This window comes from Acinetobacter sp. NEB 394, from assembly GCF_013374795.1.
GTDB lineage: Bacteria > Pseudomonadota > Gammaproteobacteria > Pseudomonadales > Moraxellaceae > Acinetobacter > Acinetobacter johnsonii.
The window spans coordinates 1,203,344-1,226,297 of record NZ_CP055277.1; the positions used below are offsets into that span (position 1 = coordinate 1,203,344).

Genomic DNA, 22,954 nt, shown 5'->3' on the forward strand with positions numbered 1-22,954 from the left:
ACGCTGTTTGATCTGCTTTAGCATGATCTGTGCTTTGGTTATCGCTTTAAGGCGAATACAAAGTGTCGGTTCAGTGTTACATTTGCTCTCAAACACATGAGGTTGAAACATGTCGGTACGTGCTGTTCTATTTGATTTGGATAATACTTTGACGCATCGTGGGCGAAGTGTTGCGGCTTTTAGTCAAAGCCTTGTCGACATCTATCAAAGCCAACTTAACTGCGTTGATGTGGAACAGGTTGAGTCGATTGTGAATCGGATCGACAATGGTGGTTATCCCTTAAAAGAGTATTTAACTCATCCCAGCATCGGTGCTTCAGTGGCTTACGCGTTGTTACAGGAGTTAAACTGGCAGGTGTCTCCGCATTTAGAAGCGTTAAGCAATTTCTGGTTTGCACAGTTTGGTCGTAGTGCTGTGGCGATGCCTGAGGCTGAGCAAACACTGACCCGTCTAAAGCAAGCAGGATATAAACTCGCCATTATTTCAAATGGCGGTCATGCCACACGGCTGTCTATATTAAATGGCTTGGGCTTTCAGCATTATTTTGATGTGATCAATAGCTCTGGATTGTTTGGTCAAGCCAAACCCCAAGCTGATATTTTTATTGACACCGCACAGCAACTGGCTGTTAACGTGGAGCAGTGCTTATTTATCGGTGATCATCCTATTAATGATATACAAGGTGCGCAGCAGGCTGGAATGCAAGCCCTGTGGCTATCTGGTTTTCATGTACCCTCAGTACAGATGACTGCACCGAGTATCACGGCATTGTCCGAGATTTTCGATTATTTAGAACGCTAAAAGCCTCTTATAATTTTGAATACGAATAAAAAAAGCTGCCCACGTGAGCCGCATTAAAATGGAAATGCTTTAGAACATGCTGTCATCTGAGTTGGCAGAGATTTTATGAATAGATAAATCTGCACCGCGGAATTCATCTTCTTGGCTTAAACGGATGCCCATCGTGGCTTTTAACGCGCCATAGACCACCAATCCACCACTAACAGCAATACCAATAGCTAAGAGCGTACCAATCAGCTGTGACATCATCGCAACACCGCCTAAACCACCGAGCCATTTTTGACCAAAGATCCCGACTGCAAGCCCACCAAAGGCACCACATACGCCGTGCAAAGGCCACACTCCGAGTACATCATCGACTTTTAGCTTGTTTTGGGTGTAGGTGAAAAGTTTGACAAAAATCAGTCCAGCAATGGCGCCAATCACCAATGCCCCAATCGGGTGTACGACATCTGAACCTGCACAAATTGCCACGAGACCAGCTAAAGGGCCATTGTGTAAGAAGCCAGGGTCATTTTTTCCTGCGAAGTTGGCTGCTAAAGTTCCGCCAACCATGGCCATAAGTGAGTTAATCGCCACCAGTCCTGAAATAGCATCCAAACGCTGTGCACTCATCACATTAAAGCCAAACCAACCCACGATCAAAATCCATGAACCTAAAGCCAAGAACGGAATGGACGAAGGAGGATGCGCACTGACACGACCATCTTTTTTGTAGCGACCATCACGTGCACCGAGTAGAACCACAGCAGCCAGAGCTATCCAACCTCCCATAGCATGTACCACCACTGAACCTGCGAAGTCATGGAAACTTGCACCGAAAGTATCTTGTAGCCACTGTTGTAAACCAAAGTTGCCATTCCATGCGATTCCTTCAAAAAAAGGATAAACTAAGGCCACCAATAACACGGTTGCAATCGCTTGTGAGCGCATTTTGGCACGCTCGGCAATACCGCCTGAAATAATGGCTGGAATTGCGGCCGCAAAAGTGAGCAAGAAGAAACAGCGCATCAGGTTATAACCATGATCAGCTGCTAAGGTATCCCCGATATGGAAAAAATGGTGTCCATAGGAAATGTAATAACCTACAAAGAAGTAGGCAATTGCGGAAAGTGAAAAGTCCGTTAAAATTTTGCTTAAAGCGTTGACTTGATTTTTATGACGAACTGTCCCTAGTTCTAAAAAAGCAAAGCCCGCATGCATGGCAAGGACTAAAACCGCACCAAGAAGAAGAAAAAGTAAGTCAATATTTTGCATGTTTAGGTTCCATTTGAGTGCAAAATTTTGCAAAAAGAAACCCAGTATACTGATGCTTGTAATTTCGTGAAGATCTCAGCAAAAAGGAAATATTGATTAAGTTTTGCTTAAAAATAACAAGACTCGATATAAAGCAAAAGTGTGCACCATGATGGTGTTTGTGCATTGCAGTGGTGCATGGGTTAAAATATAAATTAATATTAAGTTTATGAATATATTATGTTTATCTAATTTTCTTTATTTTAAATATACAGGTGTATAGTTTATCTTTTGAGTGAAACTCAAAAAGTAGCAACACAAAAAAATGATAAAAAAATTCGGTTAGCAGCTATTGTGAGCCGAGTCTCCGTTGCTCTGTTCTCTTTTGGAACGCTCATGCCATGAAATGTGCGTGCTGATTGTGCATCAGTGAAAGTTTTTAAACATGATTGTATTTTCTCATTCTTATTTTAATTTATCACAGATAAAACATGAATAATCACATAACTATATGTAATTAATTGTAATTATTGTCATATATGATCAGTCCTATTTCATCGTTTTACATCTAAAACGAGACAAAATAGTCGGGCAATATTGGCTTTTTGCTGAAAAGTTATGATTACAGAGTTTGCACAAAAAACAAAGACAAGCAGGCAGAATTGGCATTTTAGGTTTTGCTGCTTGAGCGTGATTTCTTAGAGGATATTGGAGCGTTTTAAACTGATATTTTTTGATGAATTATGATGAAGAAAAAAGTAATAGCAACATTGTTTGCTCTCCCATGTGTGATGGCTTGGGCCAGTAGTGAAGTAACTTCGGATTGGGGTTATCAAGCACAAACAGCACCGCAGTATTGGAGCCAGCTCAATAGCAAATACCAAACTTGTGCGGGGCATAATCAATCGCCCATTAATATTGAGCATGTGATTTCAGCAGACCTTGCGCCACTTGATTTTGATTATAAAACGGCTGCAACGAGTATCGTGAAGCTCCCTCATACTTTACAAGCCAATTTTCATCAAGGCAGTTATTTAAGTTTAGAGGGAGAACGATTTCAATTATTGCAAATGCATTTACATAGCCCTTCTGAAAATACGATTCACGGCAAAAGTTTTCCGATGGAATTACATTTAGTCCATGCTTCTGAAAAAGGAGAGCTGGCTGTGGTTGCGGTGATGTATGAACAAGGGAAAAAGAATCAAGCACTTGATGGACTATGGCAGCAGTACAGGTACCCCCAGAAAGTACTCACTTTAAACGCAGATCAATTTCTGCCGAAACATCGCGAGTACTACCGCTTTAATGGTTCGCTCACGACACCGCCGTGTACTGAAGGTGTACGTTGGGTGGTCTTAAAAGATATTCAGCAGGCATCAGCACAGCAAATCGCAAACTTCGCTGCACTGATGGGGTATCCGAATAATCGTCCTGTTCAAGCCACCAATGCGCGCTTGGTTTTAGACTAGAGCGTGAATTAAAAAAGCAGATCGTGTGATCTGCTTTTTTAATGTGGGATAACCCGTCTGTGCTAGTGCAAGATCTTGTCTAAGAACTGTTGAGCACGATCACCACGTTTGGTGTTAAAGAAATCATCTTTGCTACAGTCTTCGACAATTTTACCTTGATCCATAAACAACACACGGTTGGCCACTTGGCGGGCAAAGCCCATTTCATGGGTGACACACATCATGGTCATGCCTTCATGTGCCAACTCGACCATCACATCAAGAACTTCATTAATCATTTCAGGGTCAAGTGCCGATGTAGGCTCATCAAACAACATGGCAATCGGATCCATACTTAAGGCGCGGGCAATTGCGACACGTTGCTGTTGTCCACCCGAAAGTTGTGCTGGAAATTTATGTGCATGTGCACTTAGCCCAACACGCTCTAAATAGCCTAAGCCTTTCTTTTTCGCTTCAGCTTCAGAGCGTCCCAATACTTTAATTTGGGCAATGGTTAAATTCTCGGTAATGCTGAGATGCGGAAACAACTCGAAGTGCTGAAACACCATACCTACACGGCTGCGTAATTTGGTCAAATCTGTTTTCGGGTCTTTGATGGGTATTCCATCGACGGTGATTTGACCTTGTTGGAAGGCTTCCAGTCCATTCACTGTTTTAATCAGGGTCGATTTGCCTGAGCCGGATGGACCACAGACCACCACCACTTCACCTTGGCAAATTTGTGTGGTGCAATCGGTTAAGACTTGAAAATCGCCATACCATTTACTGACATTTTGGAGGTCAATCATTACTTTTTGGTCGCTCATACGCTTAACCTCCTTTGTAATCGTTTTACTGCATATGTGGCTAGCATACTGATGGTGAAATACACTAGGCCTGCAAATAAAATATATTGCGTTAATAGAGACATCAAATCGCCCCGCACGTAGTTGGTGCGGAAGAAGTCGAGTAGACCAATGGCGTACACCATGGTTGAGTCTTGGAACAAGATGATGGTTTGCTGTAACAGCAGCGGTGTCATTTTACGAAAGGCTTGCGGCAAAATGATTAAGCGCATGGACTGACCATAGGTCATGCCTAGTGCATAAGCCGCGGCAGACTGTCCTTTAGGAATCGATTGAATTCCTGCACGTACAATTTCCGAGAAATAAGCCGCTTCAAACAACATGAAGGCCACAATACTTGAGACCAAAGCGGTATCAATGGTCAGGTAATTTCCCGTGACTGTGGTGTAGATGAACGGTACAGCAAAGTAGAACCACATCAATACCAATAGTAGAGGAATCGAGCGGAATAAATTGACATAGCTTTGGGCAATTAAATTCAAGATGCGAATTGAAGACAAACGCATCAGTGCCAACAGCGTGCCAATGAAAATACCACCAATGGTGGCAATGATGACCACTTTCAAAGTGATACTTAAACCATGCCATAGGGCAGGTGCAGATAACTGCAAATCATGGGTAAATGCGGTGAGCCATTCCATTATTTAGCTCCTGCAATTAAACCTGGGACACGCAAACGTTTTTCAAGCAGCGTCATTAAGGTAATTAAGCATACGTTGATAACGATGAAAATAATCGTGACATAGGTATAGATTTCGATGGTGTTCTGCGTATATTCGCTGATGGTTTTCATCTGAGAAATAATCTCGGAAACCCCAACTAAAGAGGCTACAGAAGTATTTTTGACGCAGTTGGTCAGCTCGGAGCTCAGAGGCGGCAAAATCGTACGGAAGGACTGCGGTAAAATGACATAGCGGTATAGTTGTGCGGTACTAAACCCCATGGCATAACCTGCATTGACCTGTCCTGTAGGTAAGGCTTCAATGCCTGTACGGACTTGTTCGCAGACACGTGCTGCGGTAAACAGTCCAAGACCGATACTGGCTGAAATCAGCGCTGTTGTTCCTGCACTTAAATCGTTAATCCACCATGACTTAATCGGACCAGGTAAGAAATTCGGCACCACATAAAACCAAATAAATAATTGGATCAGTAGCGGTACATTACGAAAAATGGTGACGTAGCCAGTGCCGATAGAACGTGCGGTTTTATTGGGAAGCGTGCGCATAATGCCGAGAATACTTCCGAGCACCATTGCAATGCTCCAAGCCACAATGGCAATAACAAACAGCCAGCCTAAACCAATCAAAATCCAACTGAGATAGGTGCTATCTCCGACGCCTGTGGATTGCCAAAGGACGCCCCAGTTCCAGGTATAATTCATGACAATCCCCTAAAATAGGTCAGGCAAAGAAACTTTGCCTGAGTGAACATTAATCTTTCCCTTATCGTTTACTGATCACGGTCATGTGGGTTTGTAATTAAGGCTTTAAGTTGGTCTGACATAGCAAAGTTCAGGTTAATGTTTTTCGGTGGAATTGGTTGTTCAAACCATTTGTTGTACATCTTGTTAATTTCACCTGAGCTATAAGTGGCTTTAATTGCATCATCAACCACTTGCTTAAAGCCTGTGTCACCTTTACGCAACATACAGCCATAAACTTCTTGAATTGGTGCTGTACCGACAATGTGCCACTTGTTTGGATCTTTGGCTTTCGATTTTTCTCCAGCAAGTAAAATGTCATCCATCATAAACGCAGCAGCACGACCACTTTGGAGCATCAAGAATGATTCAGCATGGTCTTTGGCAGAAATCACTTCACCAATACCGAGTTCTTTTTCATGCTGACGGATATAGCGTTCAGAGGTTGTTCCTGCTGTCGTTACTAATTTTTTGCCTTTTAAGTCAGCAAAGTCCTTCACGCCTGAATCGGTTGCAGTAAGTAAACGTGAACCCACTTCAAAGAAGCCCACAGAAAAATCAACTTGTTGCTGGCGTTCTTTGTTGTTTGTAGTTGAACCACATTCAAGATCGACTGTGCCATTTGAAACCAATGGAATACGGTTTTGGCTGGTGACTAAGTTATAGCGAACTTTCAAATCAGGCATATTCAGCTTTTGTTTAACAGCTTCAACCACTTTGAGCTGTAAATCATGTGCATAACCGACTGGTTGATTTGGGTTGTCTGCGATATAGGAGAATGGAATAGAGGAGTCACGGTAACCTAAAACAATGGTTCCTGATTTTTTAATCTTATCTAAAGTGCCTGACTGTGAAGCATCTGCGCCAGTGTTAGCTGCATCCGTTGCAGGTGCTTTGTTGTCGCTACATGCACTGAGGCTCAGCGCAAGTGCACTTGCACAAAATAAGGCAGAAAGATTACGTTGCATGGTCATGTACAAACTCCTTTTGTTTGCAGCATCAATTGCATTGTTTTTATCAAAAACGTCAGAATTGGGTTAAAGCTTTATTCTGTGCAAAAGATGTTCTTTTTATGGTGTTTTTTTTACAGCTTAGTCTGCATCTTAATCGAGATTGCTTTTGCTGCTCAAGTGGGATTTTTAATATTTTGTTAATAATGCATGAGATGAGTGCATTGCTATATTCCTCTGATATTAAAAAGAAAATTATGCACAATGCGTGCCATTTTAAGTTTTTTAGTCGATTTTATTGGGCTAATGTCTAATGCTATAGGGTTGGTTATGCGTTTCGTTATGCATGCATGACAGAATGGCTTTTGTTCGTGTAGAACATGCTAAAACGGCAATAAAAAAGAAAAGTGCTTTATTTTGAAGATGAACTGTTTTATGACGCAGTATATAAAGGTCAGTTAGATTCGGTTTACTGTCCTACACTTTCCGCAGAGGATTAAAAACTAAAAAATAAAAGCGACTGTACGTTATGAACAAATGACGGGGCACAATCGCAAGGGGAGGATATGAGCAGATGTGTATCAAGAAGTGCTTAGTGCACAAACATATCCATATATTCACGGATTTCAGAAATAGCCGTTTCTATATCCGTCGTCAGCCATGTTGGCTCAAACAGTCCAATATAGTGATCTAAACGGTCTTGAGGCACAACTAAACGCACAGGACATTCTTCTTCCAGTAAGCGCCAAGGAATAATCGGTGTTTCATTGTCTAAAAAGGCTTGCACATTTCGAATATCAATAATCATGGCATTGACACATTCAGGAAAAGGCATCACTGAAAACTCTTCAGTACGACGACGGAAAAACTCCAGATCACCCCATTTTAAAATATAACTAGGCTTAGAAAATTCAATAATACCAATAAGATGTTGGTCTCGCGTGTAGTGCAAATGACATTGGTGCGTAACATCAGTGTCTAAATCAAGCGTTACACTTTGTTGACGATATGCCATAAAGTCCAAAAACAGCTAAAACAAGGTGCATAATTATAGCGCAAATTCAGTTGAAGAGCGCTGTTCGCCAGACTCTTTTTGTCTATGCCTATATGAAATACTTTTTATATGACTTTTAACACTGAATTGACAGAAGAGTGACTGTTTTTAAAAATATAAAAAATAATAACTTAGATCAAAATAAAGCGTTTGTTTACTATCTCACTATGCTTTGAAACACAATGCTACACAAGCAGTTGTTAGTATAAAAACTCGACAACTTGATAATAGAAAATTGAGGGGGAGCTATGCCACATGATTTCAATAAACCGTCCCATGTGCAAACGCCAGAGGAGCGGCAGAAGAAAAAACGCGTGCCCTTGTATATATTGGCATTGGTCGGAATTTTCTTAATCGCATTATTATTTTATATGTTTGCAGATACCAAGCCAAATCCGAATGAGGCGCCTCCAGGACATCCGAATCCGAGTGCAGAGCCTGCAACACCCAATAACAGCACCACTGCAACAGCAGGTGACGAAGCGGTAGCCACCGATAGCAATACGGCGACTGCAACAGATCGCTAAATGTGAGTAAAGCCCTTGTAATGTACAGGGGTTTTTTCTTTAACAGTCATCAAAAGGTATTCCATTTCTCATTCATACCTCATGGCAGACAATCACTTCAAAACTAAAATCTGTAGTTGAGCAAAGGTCGCTGTGATGTAGACACAACAAGAGGGAGAACAAAATGAATGATTATGTAGGGCATCAGGGTCGATTTGATGCGATGTATTATTGGGACCAGTTTCACCCGATCCTGTCCGCAATCGCCATCCTGATCATTGGTTGGATTATTGCATTATTGATTGCAGGTGCTGTGAAAAAGGTTTTAACCAAAATCGGGACCAACCAAAAACTTTCCAGTGCTACTGGTCATCGCTCAAATATTGAAAATATTATTTCTCGAGTTGTGTTTTGGCTCATCTTGATTATTGCGGTGATCGGTGCACTCAATGTTCTCAATCTCACCAGTGTAAGTGGGCCATTTAGTAATATGGTTCAACAGTTCTTGTTGTTTATTCCACAACTACTGGCTGCTGTTGCTGTGGGTTTTATCGGCTGGATTGTGGCAAATCTGGTCAAAGTGGGTTTACAAAAAGGACTGGATCGGACTCAGCTAGATGAAAAGCTCAGCCAGGATGTCGGAGTCAGTACGCTGAGTCAAAACATCAGTGAAATTGTCTATTGGCTGATTTTATTACTATTCTTACCCATTGTTTTGTCGATACTCGGTCTGACTGGGCTGCTCTTTCCGATCCAGAATATGGTCAATGAAGCCGTACTGTATCTGCCAAATATCTTTATTGCGGGTGTAATTGTTTTTGCGGGCTATATTCTGGCAAAAATTGTACGGGGCATTATTGAGGGTTTATTGAGAAGTCTAGATGTACAAAAACAGGTTGAAAAAGTAGGACTGTTTAAAAACTCAGATTTGGCCAAAGTGCTCGGATCTTTTGTTTTTGCAATCGTTATTATCACAGCGCTGATTATTGCGTTTGAAGCTTTAGGGATTGATGCAATTTCTCAACCTGCGACGGCCATGTTGTATGAAATTATGAATGCGATTCCGCACATCATTGCGGCGGCATTGATTTTAATCTTGGCCTATGTGGTGTCACGTTTTGTCGCAAGCCTTGTGGTTGAAGTCTTGTCGGGAACAGGTGTAGATGACATTCCAAACAAAGTTGGCTTGCAACGTTTCTTAGGAAACACCAAAGCATCTTGCGTCGTGGGTTATTTCATTGTGTTCTTTACCATGTTATTTGCAGTCTCTGAAGCAGCAAATCGACTCGGCTTTGAACAGATCAGTGGTTTGATTGCGATGTTTATCCAGTTTGGTGCAAACATCCTATTAGGTGCAGTCATTCTGGGCGTGGGCTTCTGGCTGGCGAACTTGGTTGCTCAGGTGATTGAGCGTGGTGAATACAACAGCTCTCGTTGGGTGGCGAACATTGTTCGTGTCTTGATCATTGGCTTGGTATTGGCGATGGGCTTGCGGGCAATGGGTATCGCAGACTCCATTGTAAACTTGGCCTTTGGCTTAACGCTGGGTGCGGTTGCCATTGCTTTTGCACTGGCTTTTGGCCTCGGTGGGCGTCAACCTGCGGAACGGGTTTTGACCGATTTGTTAGATAAAGCCAAAAAAGAAGGTACGCAACCGAATCCACTTTATCAGGCCAAAGCTGAAAGCACGCAATCCGCACAGGGCAAAGAAGAGCATGCCTCACTGAAAGAGCAAATGGATACACCAACGGTTGCAGAGGAATATCAACATGCAGATGATATTCCAACTACAGCAGAGGTCGATCCTGCGCATAAACCTTTTGGTTCAACGGGTGAAGCTGAACAAGATATTGACGTTCACCCCAAAGATCCAGACTAAATTAATCACACTAAACACCGACCGCTGATGGCGGTTGGTGTTTTTTATTGGAGTAAACTGATGTCAAAAAAAGCCCCAAATAAATATTTTGCCCCAATCATCATCGCGGGTATTACGGTTGGATTTTTTGTGAGTGCTTATAAATTTGTATTTGCAAAACCAAAGATCAATACAACAACACACGCTAATGCTGAAAGAATACCGACTGCGGCAACTGAAGGCCGTGATGAGGATAAATCTGATGAAAAATAATACAAAAGTCTATAGTGTTGAATGAAATTTAATTTGGTATGTTTGATGCATGTGGAATATGGATATTTCATAAATTAGAAATACTTACATGCCTATACTTTTGTGATAGCGGTATGGACATTTCACGATTTATTTTTATAAATTGCAGTTTAAAAAGGAAAAAACAGATGATACAAATATTAAAAAAAACATTGATGATGAAACGTTCAGTGCTTCAGCCGAGCCATGTCCATATTGCCATTGCGAAAATGGACTTAGCACTTGCCCGTCAGCAGAAGCAAAAGCAGTGTGCACTGCTACGCACGGACTATTTGGAATAATTTATAGTTTTAAGCACATGGCTTAGACATATTCTGATGCGGCATGCGCAGATGACCATGCCCACTGGAAGTTAAAGCCGCCCAAATGTCCTGTGACATCCAGTATTTCACCGACAAAGTACAAGCCTTTTTGCTTTTTACTTTCCATGGTTTTCGAGGACACTTCAGTGGTGTCTACGCCACCTAAAGTCACCTCAGCAGTACGGTAGCCTTCGGTTCCTGATGGTTTGACTTCAAACGCATGCAAGCGCGTGGCAATGTGCTCAAGTTTTTCATCCGACAGTTGACCAATCGCTGTTTCAGCTAGTTCAGGCCAAATGAGGTTTTGCAGTTCAATCACCACACTTTTAGGCAAATGTTCACCCAATAAAGTGCGAAGCAGGGCTTTGGGTTGACTGTGCTTCTTGGCTTTTAAGTAGTCGTGCAAATCCACAGTTGGTAGAAAGTCAATTTTGAAGCTTTGTCCTACATCCCAATAATTCGACAGTTGTAGCGAGCTTGGCCCACTGAGTCCACGATGGGTAAATAAAAGGGCTTCGGTGAAAGCGTTTAAGTCATTCGATAAAGTCGCATCAACCGCGTTGCCACTTAAGCGTGTGGTCACTTCTTTAAAGCTGTCTGAAAAGGTAAAAGGCACCAAACCTGCGCGAGTTGGATAAACATGATGACCAAATTGTTTGGCAATTTCATAGCCAATCCCTGAGCCACCTAAGGTCGGAATAGATAAACCACCCGACGCAATGACCACAGATTCGGCTTCAAAATAACCCAGTGTCGTAGCAATTTGAAAACCTTGCTCATCGAGTGCGGTGATGGCTTTCACTTCACAGTTGGTTTTAATGTCGACCAAACCTGTTTTTTCACACTCGCTCAATAGCATGGCTAAAATTTCTTTGGCACCTTTTAGGGTGAACAGCTGACCGTGTTTACGCTCTTCATATTCAATGCCGTACTCACAAACCATCCCAATAAAGTCCCAATTGGTATAACGAGTGAGGGCTGAAATCACAAAATGCGGATTATGTGAAATAAAGTTGCTTGGCTCGACATAGAGGTTGGTAAAGTTACATTTACCCCCACCTGACATGAGAATTTTTTTGCCGACTTTATTGGCTTTTTCTACCACCACCACTTTACGTCCACGTTGAGCTGCCATATAGGCTGTCATTAAGCCAGATGCACCTGCACCTAAAATTAAGACATCATATTGATTTGCGGACATGACACACTCACGGGAGAATAAAGCAGGGCATTATAGACCATCTTTTTTGCTTTTTCAGGACTATCTAAAGCGCGGCTAAACGACCTTGTAACCCACCTGAATGAATCACCAAAATACGATGATCTTTGGGGAATGAACCTTGTTGAATTAAATCGGTTAAGCCTAACAGCATTTTGCCTGTGTAAATCTGTTCCAGTGGAATGTCATGTTGCTGTTCAAAAGCATGGATAAACTGCAAGAGTTCAGCATTAGTTTTGGCATAACCACCACAACAATATTGATCAGTAATTTGCCAATTTCGTTTTTCAGTCAGTTGCTGTAGTTCTCGACTCAAAAAGTCCCCTTTGAGCGCGGAGAAGCCCAAAATTTGCTGCTGTGAATGACTGGCTTCAATCAGACCCGCAATGGTGCCACCCGTCCCCACGGCACAACAAATCAGATCGAAATTTTGTCGATCCGCATCAGAGAGAATTTCTGTGCAGCCTTGAATGGCAAGGGGATTGGTTCCCCCTTCGGGAATCACATAATACTCAGGATAATCTTGTTGTAACTGTGCTAAGTAGGCTGGGCTTTGCTTTTGACGATAGACTTCACGGGACACAAACTGCAACTGCATGCCGAATTGCTGTGCTGTATTTAAGGTTGTATTTAAAGGTTTACTGGCTAGTTCTTCGCCCCGAATAATGCCTAGACTCTCAAAACCAAATAACTGCGCTGCATAGGCCGTCGCGGCAATATGATTGGAATAGGCACCGCCAAAAGTCAGCAGTTTTTTATAGCCTTGTTGCTGCGCCGCCAACAGATTGTATTTCAGTTTAAAAAATTTATTGCCTGAAATGTGTGGATGGACCAAGTCTAAACGTTTGATGCTGATATTGATCCCGCCAACACTGATGTGCTGATAGGGAATGGACTGCGCAATCTGTTCAAACATAGGACTTTTATCAATCAGGTTGAGTGCTTAGTGTAAGTGAAAAAGGGCATTTTTTTCACAGGATTAATCCTTTGCTGCATGCGTATCGACCGAGCTAATCACGGACATGCCCGGGCGTAAATTTTCAATGCCCGTTTGATTCGGATCAATTGCAATCCGTACAGCAATACGTTGTACCACTTTGGTAAAGTTACCTGTCGCATTATCAGCTTTAAGCACACTGAACTCTGAGCCCGCCGCTGGGGAAATTTGCTCGACATGGCCTGTAAATTTCTGATGATTGAGGGCATCCACCGTGAACCATGCTTTTTGTCCAATTTTCATGTTGGCAATTTGAGTTTCTTTAAAGTTAGCCGTGACCCAAGTTTGCTGCGGAATCAGATAGAGCAACTGTGTGCCTGCGGCCACATATTGCCCCACGCGTGGGTTCACTTCACCCAGTTGTCCATCCATCGGGGCGATAATGCTGCTGTAGTTTTTGGTGGTTTTGGCTTGATCCAGTTGTGCAGTGGCATTGGTTACTTGCGCTTTGAGTCCTGTTTCAGCCACTTGTGCGGTTTTGAGCGCTTCTTTTGCCACCAAGACATTGGCCTGTGCTTGTTGCATTAAGGCTAAATTATTTTGTGTGTCAGCAAAGGCTTTGTCTTGTTCCGATTTAGACGCTGCGCCAGAGTCTCCTAACTGTTGATAGCGCTGCTGTTGTGCCAATGACAGTTGGTACGCTGCTCGAGCCTGTTCGACCTTGGCTTCTGCCGCCACAATATCGGCTTTACGCTGTGCAATACTTTGGCTTTGATTGGATAGTGCATTCTGCGCTTGATCCACCCCAGCTTCTGCTTGAGTCACTTTTTGGTCATAAGTCGTGGCATCAATATGCATCAACACCTGTCCTTTTTTGACATGATCAAAATCACTGACCAACACATCTTTGACATAGCCATTAATTTGCGAAGAAAGCACTGTAGTTTTGCCTTTGACATAGCTGTTGTCTGTTGACTCAACAGCACTGTCAAAGGGCCCAATTTTCCATGCCCATAAAATGATGCCAATACCGATGATCAGCACAATAAACATCAAGATCAGCGTACGTTTCGCTGTTGGAATTAGTTTACTCGAAGGCGGCGTAATCGGTGTTGCTGCTGCCACGGGCTGTTCAGGCTGAGAGGCATTTTCAGACCTTGCGGTTGTTTCAGTGGGTGCTACTGGTTTTTGATCTTCAGACATAACAATTTCTCAATAAATAGGGAACAGTGGCATTAGGCAGGACCGATTTTCGCTTGTTGTCGCAGTTGATATTGATTTCGTGCAATCAGGAATGTCCCCCACAGCAACAGCAGCATGGCCACGACGCCATTGAAGCTAATCACATCGTTATAGGCACGCACTTGAGCTTCTCGAGTCACCACTTGATTTAAGTTTTTTAGGGCTTGTTGTTGTTCTAATTGCTGATCGAGCGTGTAACTATGCGAACTTTGTTGATACGCTAAAAGGCGCTGTGCAATCAATGGATTGGTTTCAGAGAGTTGTTGAATTATCTCAGCACGATAGTTTTGGGTTCGGACTTGTTGATAGGTAGAGTAAAACGATGAACCGACTAAGCCACCAAATGTTTGAGTCGCAGAAAATAAAACAATAAACGTGACAATATGAGTGGGGCCTTTTTGCATGGCGCTTAAGATACCCGTGATCAATAGTGGACCAATAAACACACCACTGGCAAAGCCCACCAAAAACTGACTGCCGTAAAAGTTGGAAGGGCGAATATCACTGGTAAGGTGAAAATCTAGTCCGCAAGCAATCAACACCAAAGCTTCTGCTAATAGTAAGTGCCAAATAATCCGTTCACGTGAAAAAGTGATGGCACTAAATAAGGTACCAGACACGATGCCTAAAAAGATCACCACATAGAGCGGGACAAATTGATCGGGGCCCATGCCCATAGTTTTGAGAAAACTCACGGCAGCATAACTTTGCTCCGACATTAAGAAGCGAATTGCAAAGGCACCGATGATAAAACGAAGCGTGGACGATGTCCCCAGCCAACGCGTCATAATCAGAGGATTGACCCGATAATGCTCGTAGACCGAACCAATGACAATTAGGCTGAACCCTGCAATGAGCAAATAGGCTAACCATTTCACTTCAAACCACCACAAGATAGGCCCTTGGGTCAGCACAATAGACAAAAAAGCAAAACCAGATGCAAGCAGGGCAAAGGTGAAGAAGTCCTGCTTTTCAAAAACAGCAATTCTTAAACTGCGGGGTAATTTAAGCGACACCACCATTGCAAAACAGCACAGGGCTAAACCAATTTCAAAGGTATACAGCACATTCCAGTTATTGACATCAATAAGGTACGGAGAAATGATCCATGCTAAGGGAATACCAAGCTGTTGGAAGCCTAAAGCCAAATAGATACTGCGACCAAAATTTTCTCGCTTAAAAGCCTGCATAATGTAATACATGCCTAAAGAGCTGAGCGGTGCTGCAACCATGCCACTAATAAAACGCACCAGTACAGCCATTTCAAAGGTATGTACAAAGACGTGTAAAACTAAAACCACAATAAAAATCAGTAGACCAATTTCAGAAAATAGACGCAGACCGTATTGTTGGCGGGCTTTAAACAAAATCAGATTCGCACTGACATTGGCCATGACATAAGCTGCAGGAATCCATGCTACCTCAGAGGGTGTGAGTCCATATTCACCCTGAATTAAGGGTAAATTCGCGATAATAAAACCGTTACTGAGACTTGCAGACAGTGCGACAAACAAGCCAATAAAAAAATATATTAAGCGCTTAGGCGTGGAGTGCGCAATCACGGCAGGAGAGCCGGGTAGGGTTGGTTTTTCTTCAGCAGTCCAGTTTGGTGCAGGTTCGAGTAAACGCGGTGGCTGTGTCATGAGTCGTGACCTTTATGCCCGAATACCATTGAGTAAGAGCTCAATCGCACGTTGTGCAAGTTGTTGTTGCTCTATATCGGTCAGCCCTTGGAATGAAGTCCTTAAAATGGCCGTAATCATGGCGTAATCTTGGGTGGTCAAATCGGGGCGGCATACGCCGTGTCGAATGGCTTGATCAATCAAAGGCTGTAAAATCGCATCGCGGCGTGCGTAGATATCGACCATGACGGGATCATTACGCTCAATCACCCGCCAATATTCCATCAGCGCAGTTAAATACGGTAAGTTATAGACATGGTTTTCAATTAAACGGATAAAACCATCTTCATATTGAGAAAATGCTTCTGCACGAACTGCGAGACGTTCCAACGCTTGCTCCATGAGAGCAATCACCAACGCACGACGGTCAGCAAAATTACGATAAAACGTCGCCCGCCCGACATTGGCGGCATCAATCACCTGTTGTAAGGGGGCATTGATCCCGTGTGTACGAAAAACCTGAACCGCAGCTTCGAGCAGTTCTTCACGGTTTTGTGCTGCACGCTGTTGACGACTGGTCATGGTGATTATTTCATTTAATTTGGAAGTGCTATTATTTAACGGACAAAAGTGTCCGTTGTAACTATTGAATCCTGTAAGATTTTGTAAATTACTTTGCGTTTTTCTAATTTAATCTAATTTCGATAAGAAATATGCTACTCGAAAACGTCATCTGCAACCTGCATGGTGTAAATAAGATCTCTGTACACGACAAATTTCACAGAACCCTTATCCTATCAGGATTCTGCCTTCTTAAAATTGCCAAAATTTCCTTAAACTCTTCTTTTTTCCCAAAACCAATTAAACGCTGAATCGCCATTTGAACATAGTCTAAACCATAGCGAAATAAACTCATTGAGAGTCGTCCATGCTTCTTTATTTTTATCGCTTTTTTTTGATCATGTTGCCATTCACCCGTTAAGTAACACCAACAGAAGCTTATAGCTAACACCGCAATCAATTTTTTCACTCGTCTAGCGTCTGTCAAGCGCGTATTTTCAAGATTAAACCCGCGTCCTTTGAGACAACTGAATAAGGTTTCAATTTCCCAGCGTAATGCATAATCCTGAATAGCATTGGCATTAAACTGAGGAGAAACGACGAGTAAAAGCTCTCCATTTTCTAACTGTAGTGCACTTATATATAGTTTCACCCGACCAACCAAAATCCGTCGTTTACGACATTCAATTTGACCAACTTTAAGATGGCGAAATAAATCACTAATTTTATGATTCTTTCCTAAATGATTGGTGACAATGAAGTTTTTTTAACACGAATGCAGAAGTTGATGTCTTGTTCAATTAACCATGTAAACCACTGCTCACCGATAAACTCTCTGTCTGCGAACACATTCACAATACGGTCTTTACCAAAAATGGCTATAAAGCGTTGAATCAAAGCAATACGCTCTTTCGTATCTGAATTTCCACGTTTATTAAGCAATGTCCAAAGGATAGGTATCGCTATTCCACGATAAACGATTGCGAGCATCAGGATATTAATATTTCGTTTTCCCCATTTCCAATTGGTTCTATCTAAAGTCAGTTGCACTTGGTCGAATGAAAACATATTGAAAATCAACTGAGAAATTTGACGATAATCAAAATACTGACCTGCAAAGAAGCGCTGCATACGTCGATAAAATGATTGTGGTAAGCACTTGATGGGCAAGGCTTTAGATGCAGAAGAAAGATTACATGTTTGCTTTAAAATAATCACAAGCATGATGAGCGCAAAGCACTTTAAATGTGACTTGTTCCATTTTAGATATTTGTTTAAGATAAGATATAACTCATTGAGATGTGTCATAGTATTCGTCGTTAGAAAACAATTATTATGACATTATTTCAATGAGTTATCTATTTTTGTCGTGTACAGAGAAATAAGATAATGTTTTATTCGCTATATTTTAATGAATCCAAGAAATGAACAGGTTTTGCAGATGACAATGGTTTTGCCTACTTTTGCCTAAACAAAAGTAGGGCGAGCCGCAGGCTGATGAAGAAATTGAATAAAACAAGATAAGACTCCGCCAAGATAGTTTTTTAAATATGTCGAATAAATATTTAGATCGAATTTTGGTTAACTTAAATCATTCATGTTATTGTTTTATTTATGAATAGTTGATATTTCTTTTAATAAATAAAATACGCACAGAACCATCATGTAGATAGATAAGAGTTGTAACAAAGTCGATAGGATTGGAAAAATAAAAGTGCTATGCTGAAAGCACAATAATGATAAATGAGGGGATATGATGAAAACCTTATCTACCCTAGTATTAGTTTTATTGCTCACTCAACTGACCGCGTGTGATGCAAAAAAGGATTTGAATCAGCCTAGAACTGAGGCTCGTACCATGATTATTGGTGGTGTTCCTGTGCATGATCGTGACTATAAACTTCCATCACAAGAAATGGCTTTTAATCAGAAAACGCCTACACAGGCTGATGCGTACTAATAGGTAAAAATAGGGAGGCATATTGTCAGTACATGGTGGTGCAAGGTGCGATGTGCAGTATAAAAGATGCATTGTGCTACGCCAGATTTGTGAAAATGTGAAGTAGACGTCTTACTTCCTGCAGACGTTTGTTGAATTAAAGCCTTACAAACGTATAAAAGGCCTTGTACTCGCCCAATATGCCCAAACTGTTGTGGCTCAATTTGGCTAGATCAGTTCGATTTGCCAATTTGAAGCTTGAATCTCTAAGTTATTTTGCCTGAGTTGCTGGCTAATTGCATCGGCTTGTTTTTGCAAGTCTGCAACCACAATAGTTTTAACCCAGCGAATTTCACTGGAACTATAACGACCATTTTCACGTCGTGAACTGTCGATGGCCTGTTGAATAATACGATGCTGTTGTGTGAGCAAATCACGTGTGTTTAAAACACTGAGCATGGATTGGCCCGTGCTAGTTTTAGCTTGTGCATTGGTCGCATGAATTTTTGCAATCAGATGATATAACTCTGTATTCACACTAAAAGCCTCACCAATCAGCGCATTGGGGTCTTCACTCAGTTCATCGCCTTCTTGGATTAGCACATTATTGTTGATGCGTTGTTGTAAAGAGGCGAGTTTGGTTTGTAAATCACTACGCAATAAAAGTGCTTCTGCTAGTTTCATAGATTTATTTTTAAAGTTTTAGATGAGTCTTATGCTGCATCTGTGCAATCAAAGCTGCAAGTGAGTTTTGTAATTTTTATGAAATGTAAAATCATGAGAAAGCGATAAAAAAGCACTTAGTCAGTTTCGGGATTTTATTTAAAACGTGGAGATGTTTTTCCTATGTTGATTAGTCAATTTATTTACTAGGGTCTGTTGAGAATTACCGAGAGTTAATTAAACTCGCGCACAATTGAATCATGGCTTCAAAACTCGTATCTGTTTTACAACTACGCATCGCTATACGTTTAAATTCTTTTAACTTACAGAAATAGTTTTCAATGAGATGACGCCATTTATACATAATCGTATCAAATGCTCTCATTACTTTTCGATTAGATTTAGGTGGGATCACCACTTTCACTTTACGTTCATTGAGTTCTTGGATGAGCCAATCTGCATCAAATGCTTTATCAGCCAGTAATGCTTGAAAATCAACATCTTCAATTAAAGGTTTGGTTTCTACTAAATCGTGATATTGACCAGGCATTAATCGAAATTTAATAAGGTTGCCTAGACTATCCACTAAGGCAAGAATTTTACAGGTCATTCCACCTCGAGATTTACCTATAGACTGTTTGAAAGTCCCCCTTTTGCACCTTGCCCATGTCGATGAACTTTAACAATCGTTCCATCAATCATGGCGTATTCCAAATCAACATCTTCATTTACAGATGCAAAAATATTTTCAAATACACCAGCTTTCACCCAATCACGGTATCTTTTAAAGACGGTATTCCATTTACCAAAATGAGGAGGTAGATCACGCCATGGACTGCCTGTACGGGCAATCCATAGGACTGCTTCTAAAAATAATCGATTATCTTTTCCACTACGACCTCGATCGGTCACTTTACCTAGGCAAAAAGGTTCCATTTTTGCCCATTGGGCATCAGTAAGTATGTATCTATCCATAGTACTATTGTAAATTAATCAGTAGCATTTGTTAATTCTCAACAAGCCCTAATGAGGTATAAAGTTTTATCTAATTTTTCTTTTTATCCAATTTAAAATTAGGTGTGTACACGGCCTCAACTTTCAATAAAGTATAAAAGGTGTTTATGTAGGTAATACCCTTACTTTTGATAGGCCAAAAGTAAGCAAAAGCCTTTGTTATCCATACATAACATCCCTATTATGATGGATAACGTGTGGCATCCCTGCCACACTCGCGTATCCAAACGTTGCTTAAATTAAACTATGTAATAGTAGCGACATAAAGGTGCTCTTATCACTATTATTAAAAGCTTAGTGGAACACGGTTTCCAAAGCTTTCAAACCGACCTTTGGATCAAGCAGACCATTGTAAATTTCAGGGATTTCACGTTCGACCCCAAAGAATTCATAAATGGCAAGCATCGCTCCACGAACTGAATATTCCACAGTAAAGACCACGTCATCTTCAATTTCCACAAACTGTCCAAGGAAGGCAAAGTTTTGTGAGCCTTGTGGAATTACCTGTGGACGATCCCCCGGTTTACGGCAGGCAAACAGGGCAGAGGCATATGGCATCATGGCTGTGGTAACATCAGTCGTTGCCAAAACATGATCTAAAATGTCGTCAAAACCGAGCTGTTTAATCAGTTCTGTTAGGATTTCTTGCCCTGTGGCTTCGGACATTGGTTTCTTGATGTAATCGCCCATATGGTCAATTTGGAAACCATAGCCCCATAAGGTATACAGGCCTTCAGGTAAGTCGGCAAAGTGTGGCTGCGCAGGGATCACAATGGATAAATGCCAACCCGACTCATACCAAGTCATCAGTGCGCCAGTGCCTGGTTCATTACTTGTATAGTCAACAATACGTTTCAATAGCACATCATCTTTCATAGTCAGTGTGAAAGACTCCCACTTATGTTCATCGACATTACCATAAAAAGTCATTGGACGGCCAAAGTCTGGGGCTTTTTGTGCCAAAGTTTCCCAAAGTGCCCAGCCATGGTCTTCTCGATTACGAACGAGGGCAGGCACGTCATGATTACCGCCATAACGTGAGTCCGCAGTAATGGAACCTAAAGTGAAAATAGCTAAATCATTGGCTTTCAGATTAATTTGCTCTGAGCCTTCAGGCAATTGTACATATAGGCGCGATGCATGGCGTTCTTGGGTTTCAGCATTGGTAATGAAGTCCGCATCTGTGACATAGTGTCCAAAACGTACATCTACACCTTGTGCGACTAGCCAACGCTGTAGGGGCAGAATCATCGAGTCATATTGATTGTACTTGGTACGTTTCACACCAGCTAAGGTATGAATGCGTGGCAATTCTTGAATAAAACGCAAGAAATAGCGTCTTAACTCTGCTGCACTGTGCCATTTTTGAAAAGCGAAAGTCGTGCGCCACATGCGCCAGAAATTGGTTTCAAAAAAGGCTTCATCAAAAAACTCATCAATGCGGCGACTGCCAATTTTTTCTTCTTTTGAAGCCAATAGGCGCAGCATCTGCGCACGATGTAGTGTATTCAGACCAAGCTTTGCCGCATCCGCAATGACATGTTCGGCATCAATCAAACGTGCATTGGCGTGGGTTTTCACTTGTTCATTAAACTCACGACATTCTTCACGTACCGAAACGTTTGGATTTTCCAAAGATGGAATACTGGAAAATAAATCCCATAGGCACAAATAAGTTTCATCGGTCAGCATTCGCCCACCACGTGTTACCCAAGCTTGCGCGGCATGTGGAGTATGTCCACCATCCATTGAGCCACCTGAAATATCGAGTTCTTCTAAAATATGGATATTTTTGGCAGGGACTTTGGCATCACGGATCGCAAATGCAGCAGCAGCCATACCTGCGATACCACCACCAATGATCCAAAGATGGGATTGTTGCGCGTCTAATGGGGTGCGCTTCTTATTTTGCATGGTTCACCTGTAATTATGATGTTAAAAATTATGAAGTTAAAAAATATGGTTTTTAGAAATAAAACCTTATAAATAGTAAGTCTTTTTATATATGAAAAATGTATGAAAAGGGAAGCAATTCCCTCATTATATTTTGTAATCAAAAATAAGAACATGATGGCTATTTTTAATACACATTTGTCTTTTTATTAAAATTGAATATGATCTAAATAACTGATGTTGAAGTTTATTGTTGAGTAATTGCTCTATTGTTGTTTTCACTATGGCCTATGCCGAATTTACTTAAAAATAGGCTTTTTATTTATCATTAAAAAATATAATGGGTGTACAAGCTGTGGCTTGATTACGATATAAATGTGAAAAATAACTGATAAAGTGAATATCGTAAAAACTTTGTTTAGCGTAAAATCGCAGCTGATAAATTCTCTCAATTTAGAGGTCACTCTTGGAATCATTTTGGATTTTGGGCTCCATTGCCTTTGCATTAATGTTAGGCGCAATGAGCCCTGGACCGACGTCGATTTATGTAGCAAAAAATTCGATTGCGATTTCTCGAAAGCATGGCCTCTTTACCGCACTGGGGACAGGAACAGGCGCAGCTGTTTTTGGTCTGTTGGCTGTACTTGGCTTACAAGCCTTTTTGTTGGCAGTGCCGTCAGCGTATTTGGCCTTAAAAATTTGTGGTGGGATCTATTTGCTTTGGCTCGCATTTAAAATTATTAAACACGCCAAAGAGCCAATTGAGGCAGATCATTCCAGCTCGAAAGCAATGACTTTACGCCGTGCCTTTATGACTGGCTTAATTACCCAGCTCTCCAACCCTAAAATTGCGATTGTTCTAGCCAGTATTTTTACTGCACTTTTACCCAAAGAAATCCCAACTTATTACTATTATGTACTGCCTATCCTATGTTTCTTTATTGATGCGGGTTGGTGTTCGTTGGTTGCAGTGGCGTTGTCCGCTGAAAAGCCGCGCCGTGTGTATTTGAAGTTTAAAGCCGTATTTGACCGCGCAGCAGGGGCAGTGATGACGGTGTTGGGTTTAAAACTTATTTTTGGAATGAAGTGATAAGGTTTACAACAACA

At 41.6% G+C, this 22,954-nt stretch carries 23 protein-coding genes; 8 read left to right on the forward strand and 15 right to left on the reverse strand.

Going from position 1 to position 22,954, the window contains the following annotated elements:
* Window positions 1–109 precede the first annotated feature (109 nt).
* Window positions 110–802 (forward strand): HAD family hydrolase, encoded by a 693-nt coding sequence (locus HUK62_RS05655; protein WP_176537322.1) that lies wholly within the window; start codon window positions 110–112, stop codon window positions 800–802.
* 69 nt (window positions 803–871) lie between these two features.
* Here the strand turns inward: HUK62_RS05655 and HUK62_RS05660 are convergent, their stop codons facing one another.
* Window positions 872–2,059: an ammonium transporter gene (locus HUK62_RS05660; protein ID WP_062034371.1), complete on the reverse strand. Its 1,188-nt coding sequence runs from the start codon at window positions 2,057–2,059 to the stop codon at window positions 872–874.
* A 725-nt stretch (window positions 2,060–2,784) separates the two neighbouring features.
* Between HUK62_RS05660 and HUK62_RS05665 the strand changes: the two genes are divergently transcribed.
* Window positions 2,785–3,507: a carbonic anhydrase family protein gene (locus HUK62_RS05665; protein ID WP_125280412.1), complete on the forward strand. Its 723-nt coding sequence runs from the start codon at window positions 2,785–2,787 to the stop codon at window positions 3,505–3,507.
* A 62-nt stretch (window positions 3,508–3,569) separates the two neighbouring features.
* Here HUK62_RS05665 and HUK62_RS05670 read toward each other — a convergent pair whose 3' ends face one another.
* The 5 genes from HUK62_RS05670 to HUK62_RS05690 all read right to left on the reverse strand — a co-directional run bounded on the left by HUK62_RS05670 (window position 3,570) and on the right by HUK62_RS05690 (window position 7,740).
* On the reverse strand, window positions 3,570–4,295 hold the full coding sequence (locus tag HUK62_RS05670; RefSeq protein WP_010326224.1) for an amino acid ABC transporter ATP-binding protein: 726 nt from the start codon (window positions 4,293–4,295) through the stop codon (window positions 3,570–3,572).
* Between the two features lie 14 nt (window positions 4,296–4,309).
* On the reverse strand, window positions 4,310–4,993 hold the full coding sequence (locus HUK62_RS05675; RefSeq protein ID WP_176537323.1) for an ABC transporter permease subunit: 684 nt from the start codon (window positions 4,991–4,993) through the stop codon (window positions 4,310–4,312).
* Window positions 4,993–5,736 carry an amino acid ABC transporter permease gene (locus HUK62_RS05680; protein WP_005399958.1) on the reverse strand — a complete coding sequence of 248 codons (744 nt, stop codon included), beginning with the start codon at window positions 5,734–5,736 and terminating at the stop codon, window positions 4,993–4,995. The genes HUK62_RS05675 and HUK62_RS05680 overlap by 1 nt, the downstream gene beginning before the upstream one ends.
* Before the next feature lie 68 nt (window positions 5,737–5,804).
* The gene (locus tag HUK62_RS05685; RefSeq protein ID WP_176537324.1) at window positions 5,805–6,749 is read right to left on the reverse strand and encodes a transporter substrate-binding domain-containing protein; all 945 of its coding nucleotides are present in this window, start codon (window positions 6,747–6,749) and stop codon (window positions 5,805–5,807) included.
* A gap of 568 nt (window positions 6,750–7,317) precedes the next feature.
* Window positions 7,318–7,740 carry a hypothetical protein gene (locus HUK62_RS05690; RefSeq protein ID WP_004694572.1) on the reverse strand — a complete coding sequence of 141 codons (423 nt, stop codon included), beginning with the start codon at window positions 7,738–7,740 and terminating at the stop codon, window positions 7,318–7,320.
* A gap of 287 nt (window positions 7,741–8,027) precedes the next feature.
* Here HUK62_RS05690 and HUK62_RS05695 point away from each other — a divergent pair, with 287 nt between their 5' ends.
* From HUK62_RS05695 to HUK62_RS05710, 4 genes are all read left to right on the forward strand, one after another.
* Window positions 8,028–8,306, forward strand: coding sequence for a hypothetical protein (locus HUK62_RS05695; protein WP_159151709.1), 279 nt, complete (start codon window positions 8,028–8,030; stop codon window positions 8,304–8,306).
* 163 nt (window positions 8,307–8,469) lie between these two features.
* Window positions 8,470–10,164 carry a mechanosensitive ion channel gene (locus HUK62_RS05700; RefSeq protein ID WP_176537325.1) on the forward strand — a complete coding sequence of 565 codons (1,695 nt, stop codon included), beginning with the start codon at window positions 8,470–8,472 and terminating at the stop codon, window positions 10,162–10,164.
* 60 nt (window positions 10,165–10,224) lie between these two features.
* Window positions 10,225–10,416, forward strand: a complete 192-nt coding sequence (locus HUK62_RS05705) for a hypothetical protein (protein WP_176537326.1) — start codon at window positions 10,225–10,227, stop codon at window positions 10,414–10,416.
* A gap of 167 nt (window positions 10,417–10,583) precedes the next feature.
* On the forward strand, window positions 10,584–10,736 hold the full coding sequence (locus HUK62_RS05710) for a hypothetical protein (RefSeq protein WP_176537327.1): 153 nt from the start codon (window positions 10,584–10,586) through the stop codon (window positions 10,734–10,736).
* A gap of 22 nt (window positions 10,737–10,758) precedes the next feature.
* Here HUK62_RS05710 and HUK62_RS05715 read toward each other — a convergent pair whose 3' ends face one another.
* The 6 genes from HUK62_RS05715 to HUK62_RS05740 form a co-directional block, all read right to left on the reverse strand.
* Window positions 10,759–11,958 carry an NAD(P)/FAD-dependent oxidoreductase gene (locus tag HUK62_RS05715; RefSeq protein WP_176537328.1) on the reverse strand — a complete coding sequence of 400 codons (1,200 nt, stop codon included), beginning with the start codon at window positions 11,956–11,958 and terminating at the stop codon, window positions 10,759–10,761.
* A gap of 64 nt (window positions 11,959–12,022) precedes the next feature.
* Complete coding sequence (locus HUK62_RS05720) at window positions 12,023–12,892, reverse strand: pyridoxal-phosphate dependent enzyme (RefSeq protein ID WP_176537329.1); 870 nt, start codon at window positions 12,890–12,892, stop codon at window positions 12,023–12,025.
* Between the two features lie 63 nt (window positions 12,893–12,955).
* The gene (locus HUK62_RS05725) at window positions 12,956–14,116 is read right to left on the reverse strand and encodes an HlyD family secretion protein (RefSeq protein WP_176537330.1); all 1,161 of its coding nucleotides are present in this window, start codon (window positions 14,114–14,116) and stop codon (window positions 12,956–12,958) included.
* 32 nt (window positions 14,117–14,148) lie between these two features.
* Entirely contained in the window at window positions 14,149–15,798 is a 1,650-nt protein-coding gene (locus HUK62_RS05730; protein WP_176537331.1) for an MFS transporter, read from the reverse strand.
* Between the two features lie 12 nt (window positions 15,799–15,810).
* Window positions 15,811–16,359, reverse strand: coding sequence for a TetR/AcrR family transcriptional regulator (locus tag HUK62_RS05735; RefSeq protein WP_176537332.1), 549 nt, complete (start codon window positions 16,357–16,359; stop codon window positions 15,811–15,813).
* Between the two features lie 196 nt (window positions 16,360–16,555).
* Window positions 16,556–17,646 (reverse strand): IS4-like element ISAba1 family transposase gene (locus HUK62_RS05740; protein WP_176536768.1). Its coding sequence is split into 2 segments (ribosomal slippage): window positions 16,556–17,106 and window positions 17,106–17,646, totalling 1,092 coding nucleotides; the frame shifts between segments, so codons are not numbered across the junction.
* Between the two features lie 448 nt (window positions 17,647–18,094).
* On the opposite strand from HUK62_RS05740, the gene HUK62_RS05745 reads away from it, so the two are divergent.
* On the forward strand, window positions 18,095–18,298 hold the full coding sequence (locus HUK62_RS05745; RefSeq protein WP_010326228.1) for an NF038215 family lipoprotein: 204 nt from the start codon (window positions 18,095–18,097) through the stop codon (window positions 18,296–18,298).
* Window positions 18,299–18,505: 207 nt separating this feature from the next.
* On the opposite strand, the gene HUK62_RS05750 is transcribed toward HUK62_RS05745, so the two are convergent.
* The 3 genes from HUK62_RS05750 to HUK62_RS05760 form a co-directional block, all read right to left on the reverse strand.
* Window positions 18,506–18,961 (reverse strand): DIP1984 family protein, encoded by a 456-nt coding sequence (locus tag HUK62_RS05750; RefSeq protein ID WP_176537333.1) that lies wholly within the window; start codon window positions 18,959–18,961, stop codon window positions 18,506–18,508.
* Between the two features lie 202 nt (window positions 18,962–19,163).
* Window positions 19,164–19,915, reverse strand: a protein-coding gene (locus tag HUK62_RS05755) for an IS5 family transposase (RefSeq protein ID WP_176537334.1) whose coding sequence is annotated in 2 segments (ribosomal slippage) — window positions 19,164–19,579 and window positions 19,579–19,915 — 753 coding nt in all. Because the reading frame shifts where the segments join, the coding sequence is not laid out codon by codon here.
* A gap of 333 nt (window positions 19,916–20,248) precedes the next feature.
* Window positions 20,249–21,868: an oleate hydratase gene (locus tag HUK62_RS05760; RefSeq protein WP_176537335.1), complete on the reverse strand. Its 1,620-nt coding sequence runs from the start codon at window positions 21,866–21,868 to the stop codon at window positions 20,249–20,251.
* A 445-nt stretch (window positions 21,869–22,313) separates the two neighbouring features.
* On the opposite strand from HUK62_RS05760, the gene HUK62_RS05765 reads away from it, so the two are divergent.
* Window positions 22,314–22,937 carry a LysE family translocator gene (locus HUK62_RS05765; protein ID WP_078388386.1) on the forward strand — a complete coding sequence of 208 codons (624 nt, stop codon included), beginning with the start codon at window positions 22,314–22,316 and terminating at the stop codon, window positions 22,935–22,937.
* Window positions 22,938–22,954: the final 17 nt, after the last annotated feature.

Bases quoted from the DNA above. Each gene is read 5' to 3' on its own strand.
- HUK62_RS05735 (WP_176537332.1), bottom strand. From the start codon at position 16,359: ATGACCAGTCGTCAACAGCGTGCAGCACAAAACCGTGAAGAACTGCTC.
- HUK62_RS05715 (WP_176537328.1), bottom strand. From the start codon at position 11,958: ATGTCCGCAAATCAATATGATGTCTTAATTTTAGGTGCAGGTGCATCT.
- HUK62_RS05690 (WP_004694572.1), bottom strand. From the start codon at position 7,740: ATGGCATATCGTCAACAAAGTGTAACGCTTGATTTAGACACTGATGTT.
- HUK62_RS05760 (WP_176537335.1), bottom strand. From the start codon at position 21,868: ATGCAAAATAAGAAGCGCACCCCATTAGACGCGCAACAATCCCATCTT.
- HUK62_RS05660 (WP_062034371.1), bottom strand. From the start codon at position 2,059: ATGCAAAATATTGACTTACTTTTTCTTCTTCTTGGTGCGGTTTTAGTC.
- HUK62_RS05675 (WP_176537323.1), bottom strand. From the start codon at position 4,993: ATGGAATGGCTCACCGCATTTACCCATGATTTGCAGTTATCTGCACCT.
- HUK62_RS05695 (WP_159151709.1), top strand. From the start codon at position 8,028: ATGCCACATGATTTCAATAAACCGTCCCATGTGCAAACGCCAGAGGAG.
- HUK62_RS05725 (WP_176537330.1), bottom strand. From the start codon at position 14,116: ATGTCTGAAGATCAAAAACCAGTAGCACCCACTGAAACAACCGCAAGG.
- HUK62_RS05680 (WP_005399958.1), bottom strand. From the start codon at position 5,736: ATGAATTATACCTGGAACTGGGGCGTCCTTTGGCAATCCACAGGCGTC.
- HUK62_RS05665 (WP_125280412.1), top strand. From the start codon at position 2,785: ATGAAGAAAAAAGTAATAGCAACATTGTTTGCTCTCCCATGTGTGATG.
- HUK62_RS05685 (WP_176537324.1), bottom strand. From the start codon at position 6,749: ATGACCATGCAACGTAATCTTTCTGCCTTATTTTGTGCAAGTGCACTT.
- HUK62_RS05745 (WP_010326228.1), top strand. From the start codon at position 18,095: ATGAAAACCTTATCTACCCTAGTATTAGTTTTATTGCTCACTCAACTG.
- HUK62_RS05710 (WP_176537327.1), top strand. From the start codon at position 10,584: ATGATACAAATATTAAAAAAAACATTGATGATGAAACGTTCAGTGCTT.
- HUK62_RS05670 (WP_010326224.1), bottom strand. From the start codon at position 4,295: ATGATTGACCTCCAAAATGTCAGTAAATGGTATGGCGATTTTCAAGTC.
- HUK62_RS05750 (WP_176537333.1), bottom strand. From the start codon at position 18,961: ATGAAACTAGCAGAAGCACTTTTATTGCGTAGTGATTTACAAACCAAA.
- HUK62_RS05730 (WP_176537331.1), bottom strand. From the start codon at position 15,798: ATGACACAGCCACCGCGTTTACTCGAACCTGCACCAAACTGGACTGCT.
- HUK62_RS05700 (WP_176537325.1), top strand. From the start codon at position 8,470: ATGAATGATTATGTAGGGCATCAGGGTCGATTTGATGCGATGTATTAT.
- HUK62_RS05720 (WP_176537329.1), bottom strand. From the start codon at position 12,892: ATGTTTGAACAGATTGCGCAGTCCATTCCCTATCAGCACATCAGTGTT.
- HUK62_RS05655 (WP_176537322.1), top strand. From the start codon at position 110: ATGTCGGTACGTGCTGTTCTATTTGATTTGGATAATACTTTGACGCAT.
- HUK62_RS05705 (WP_176537326.1), top strand. From the start codon at position 10,225: ATGTCAAAAAAAGCCCCAAATAAATATTTTGCCCCAATCATCATCGCG.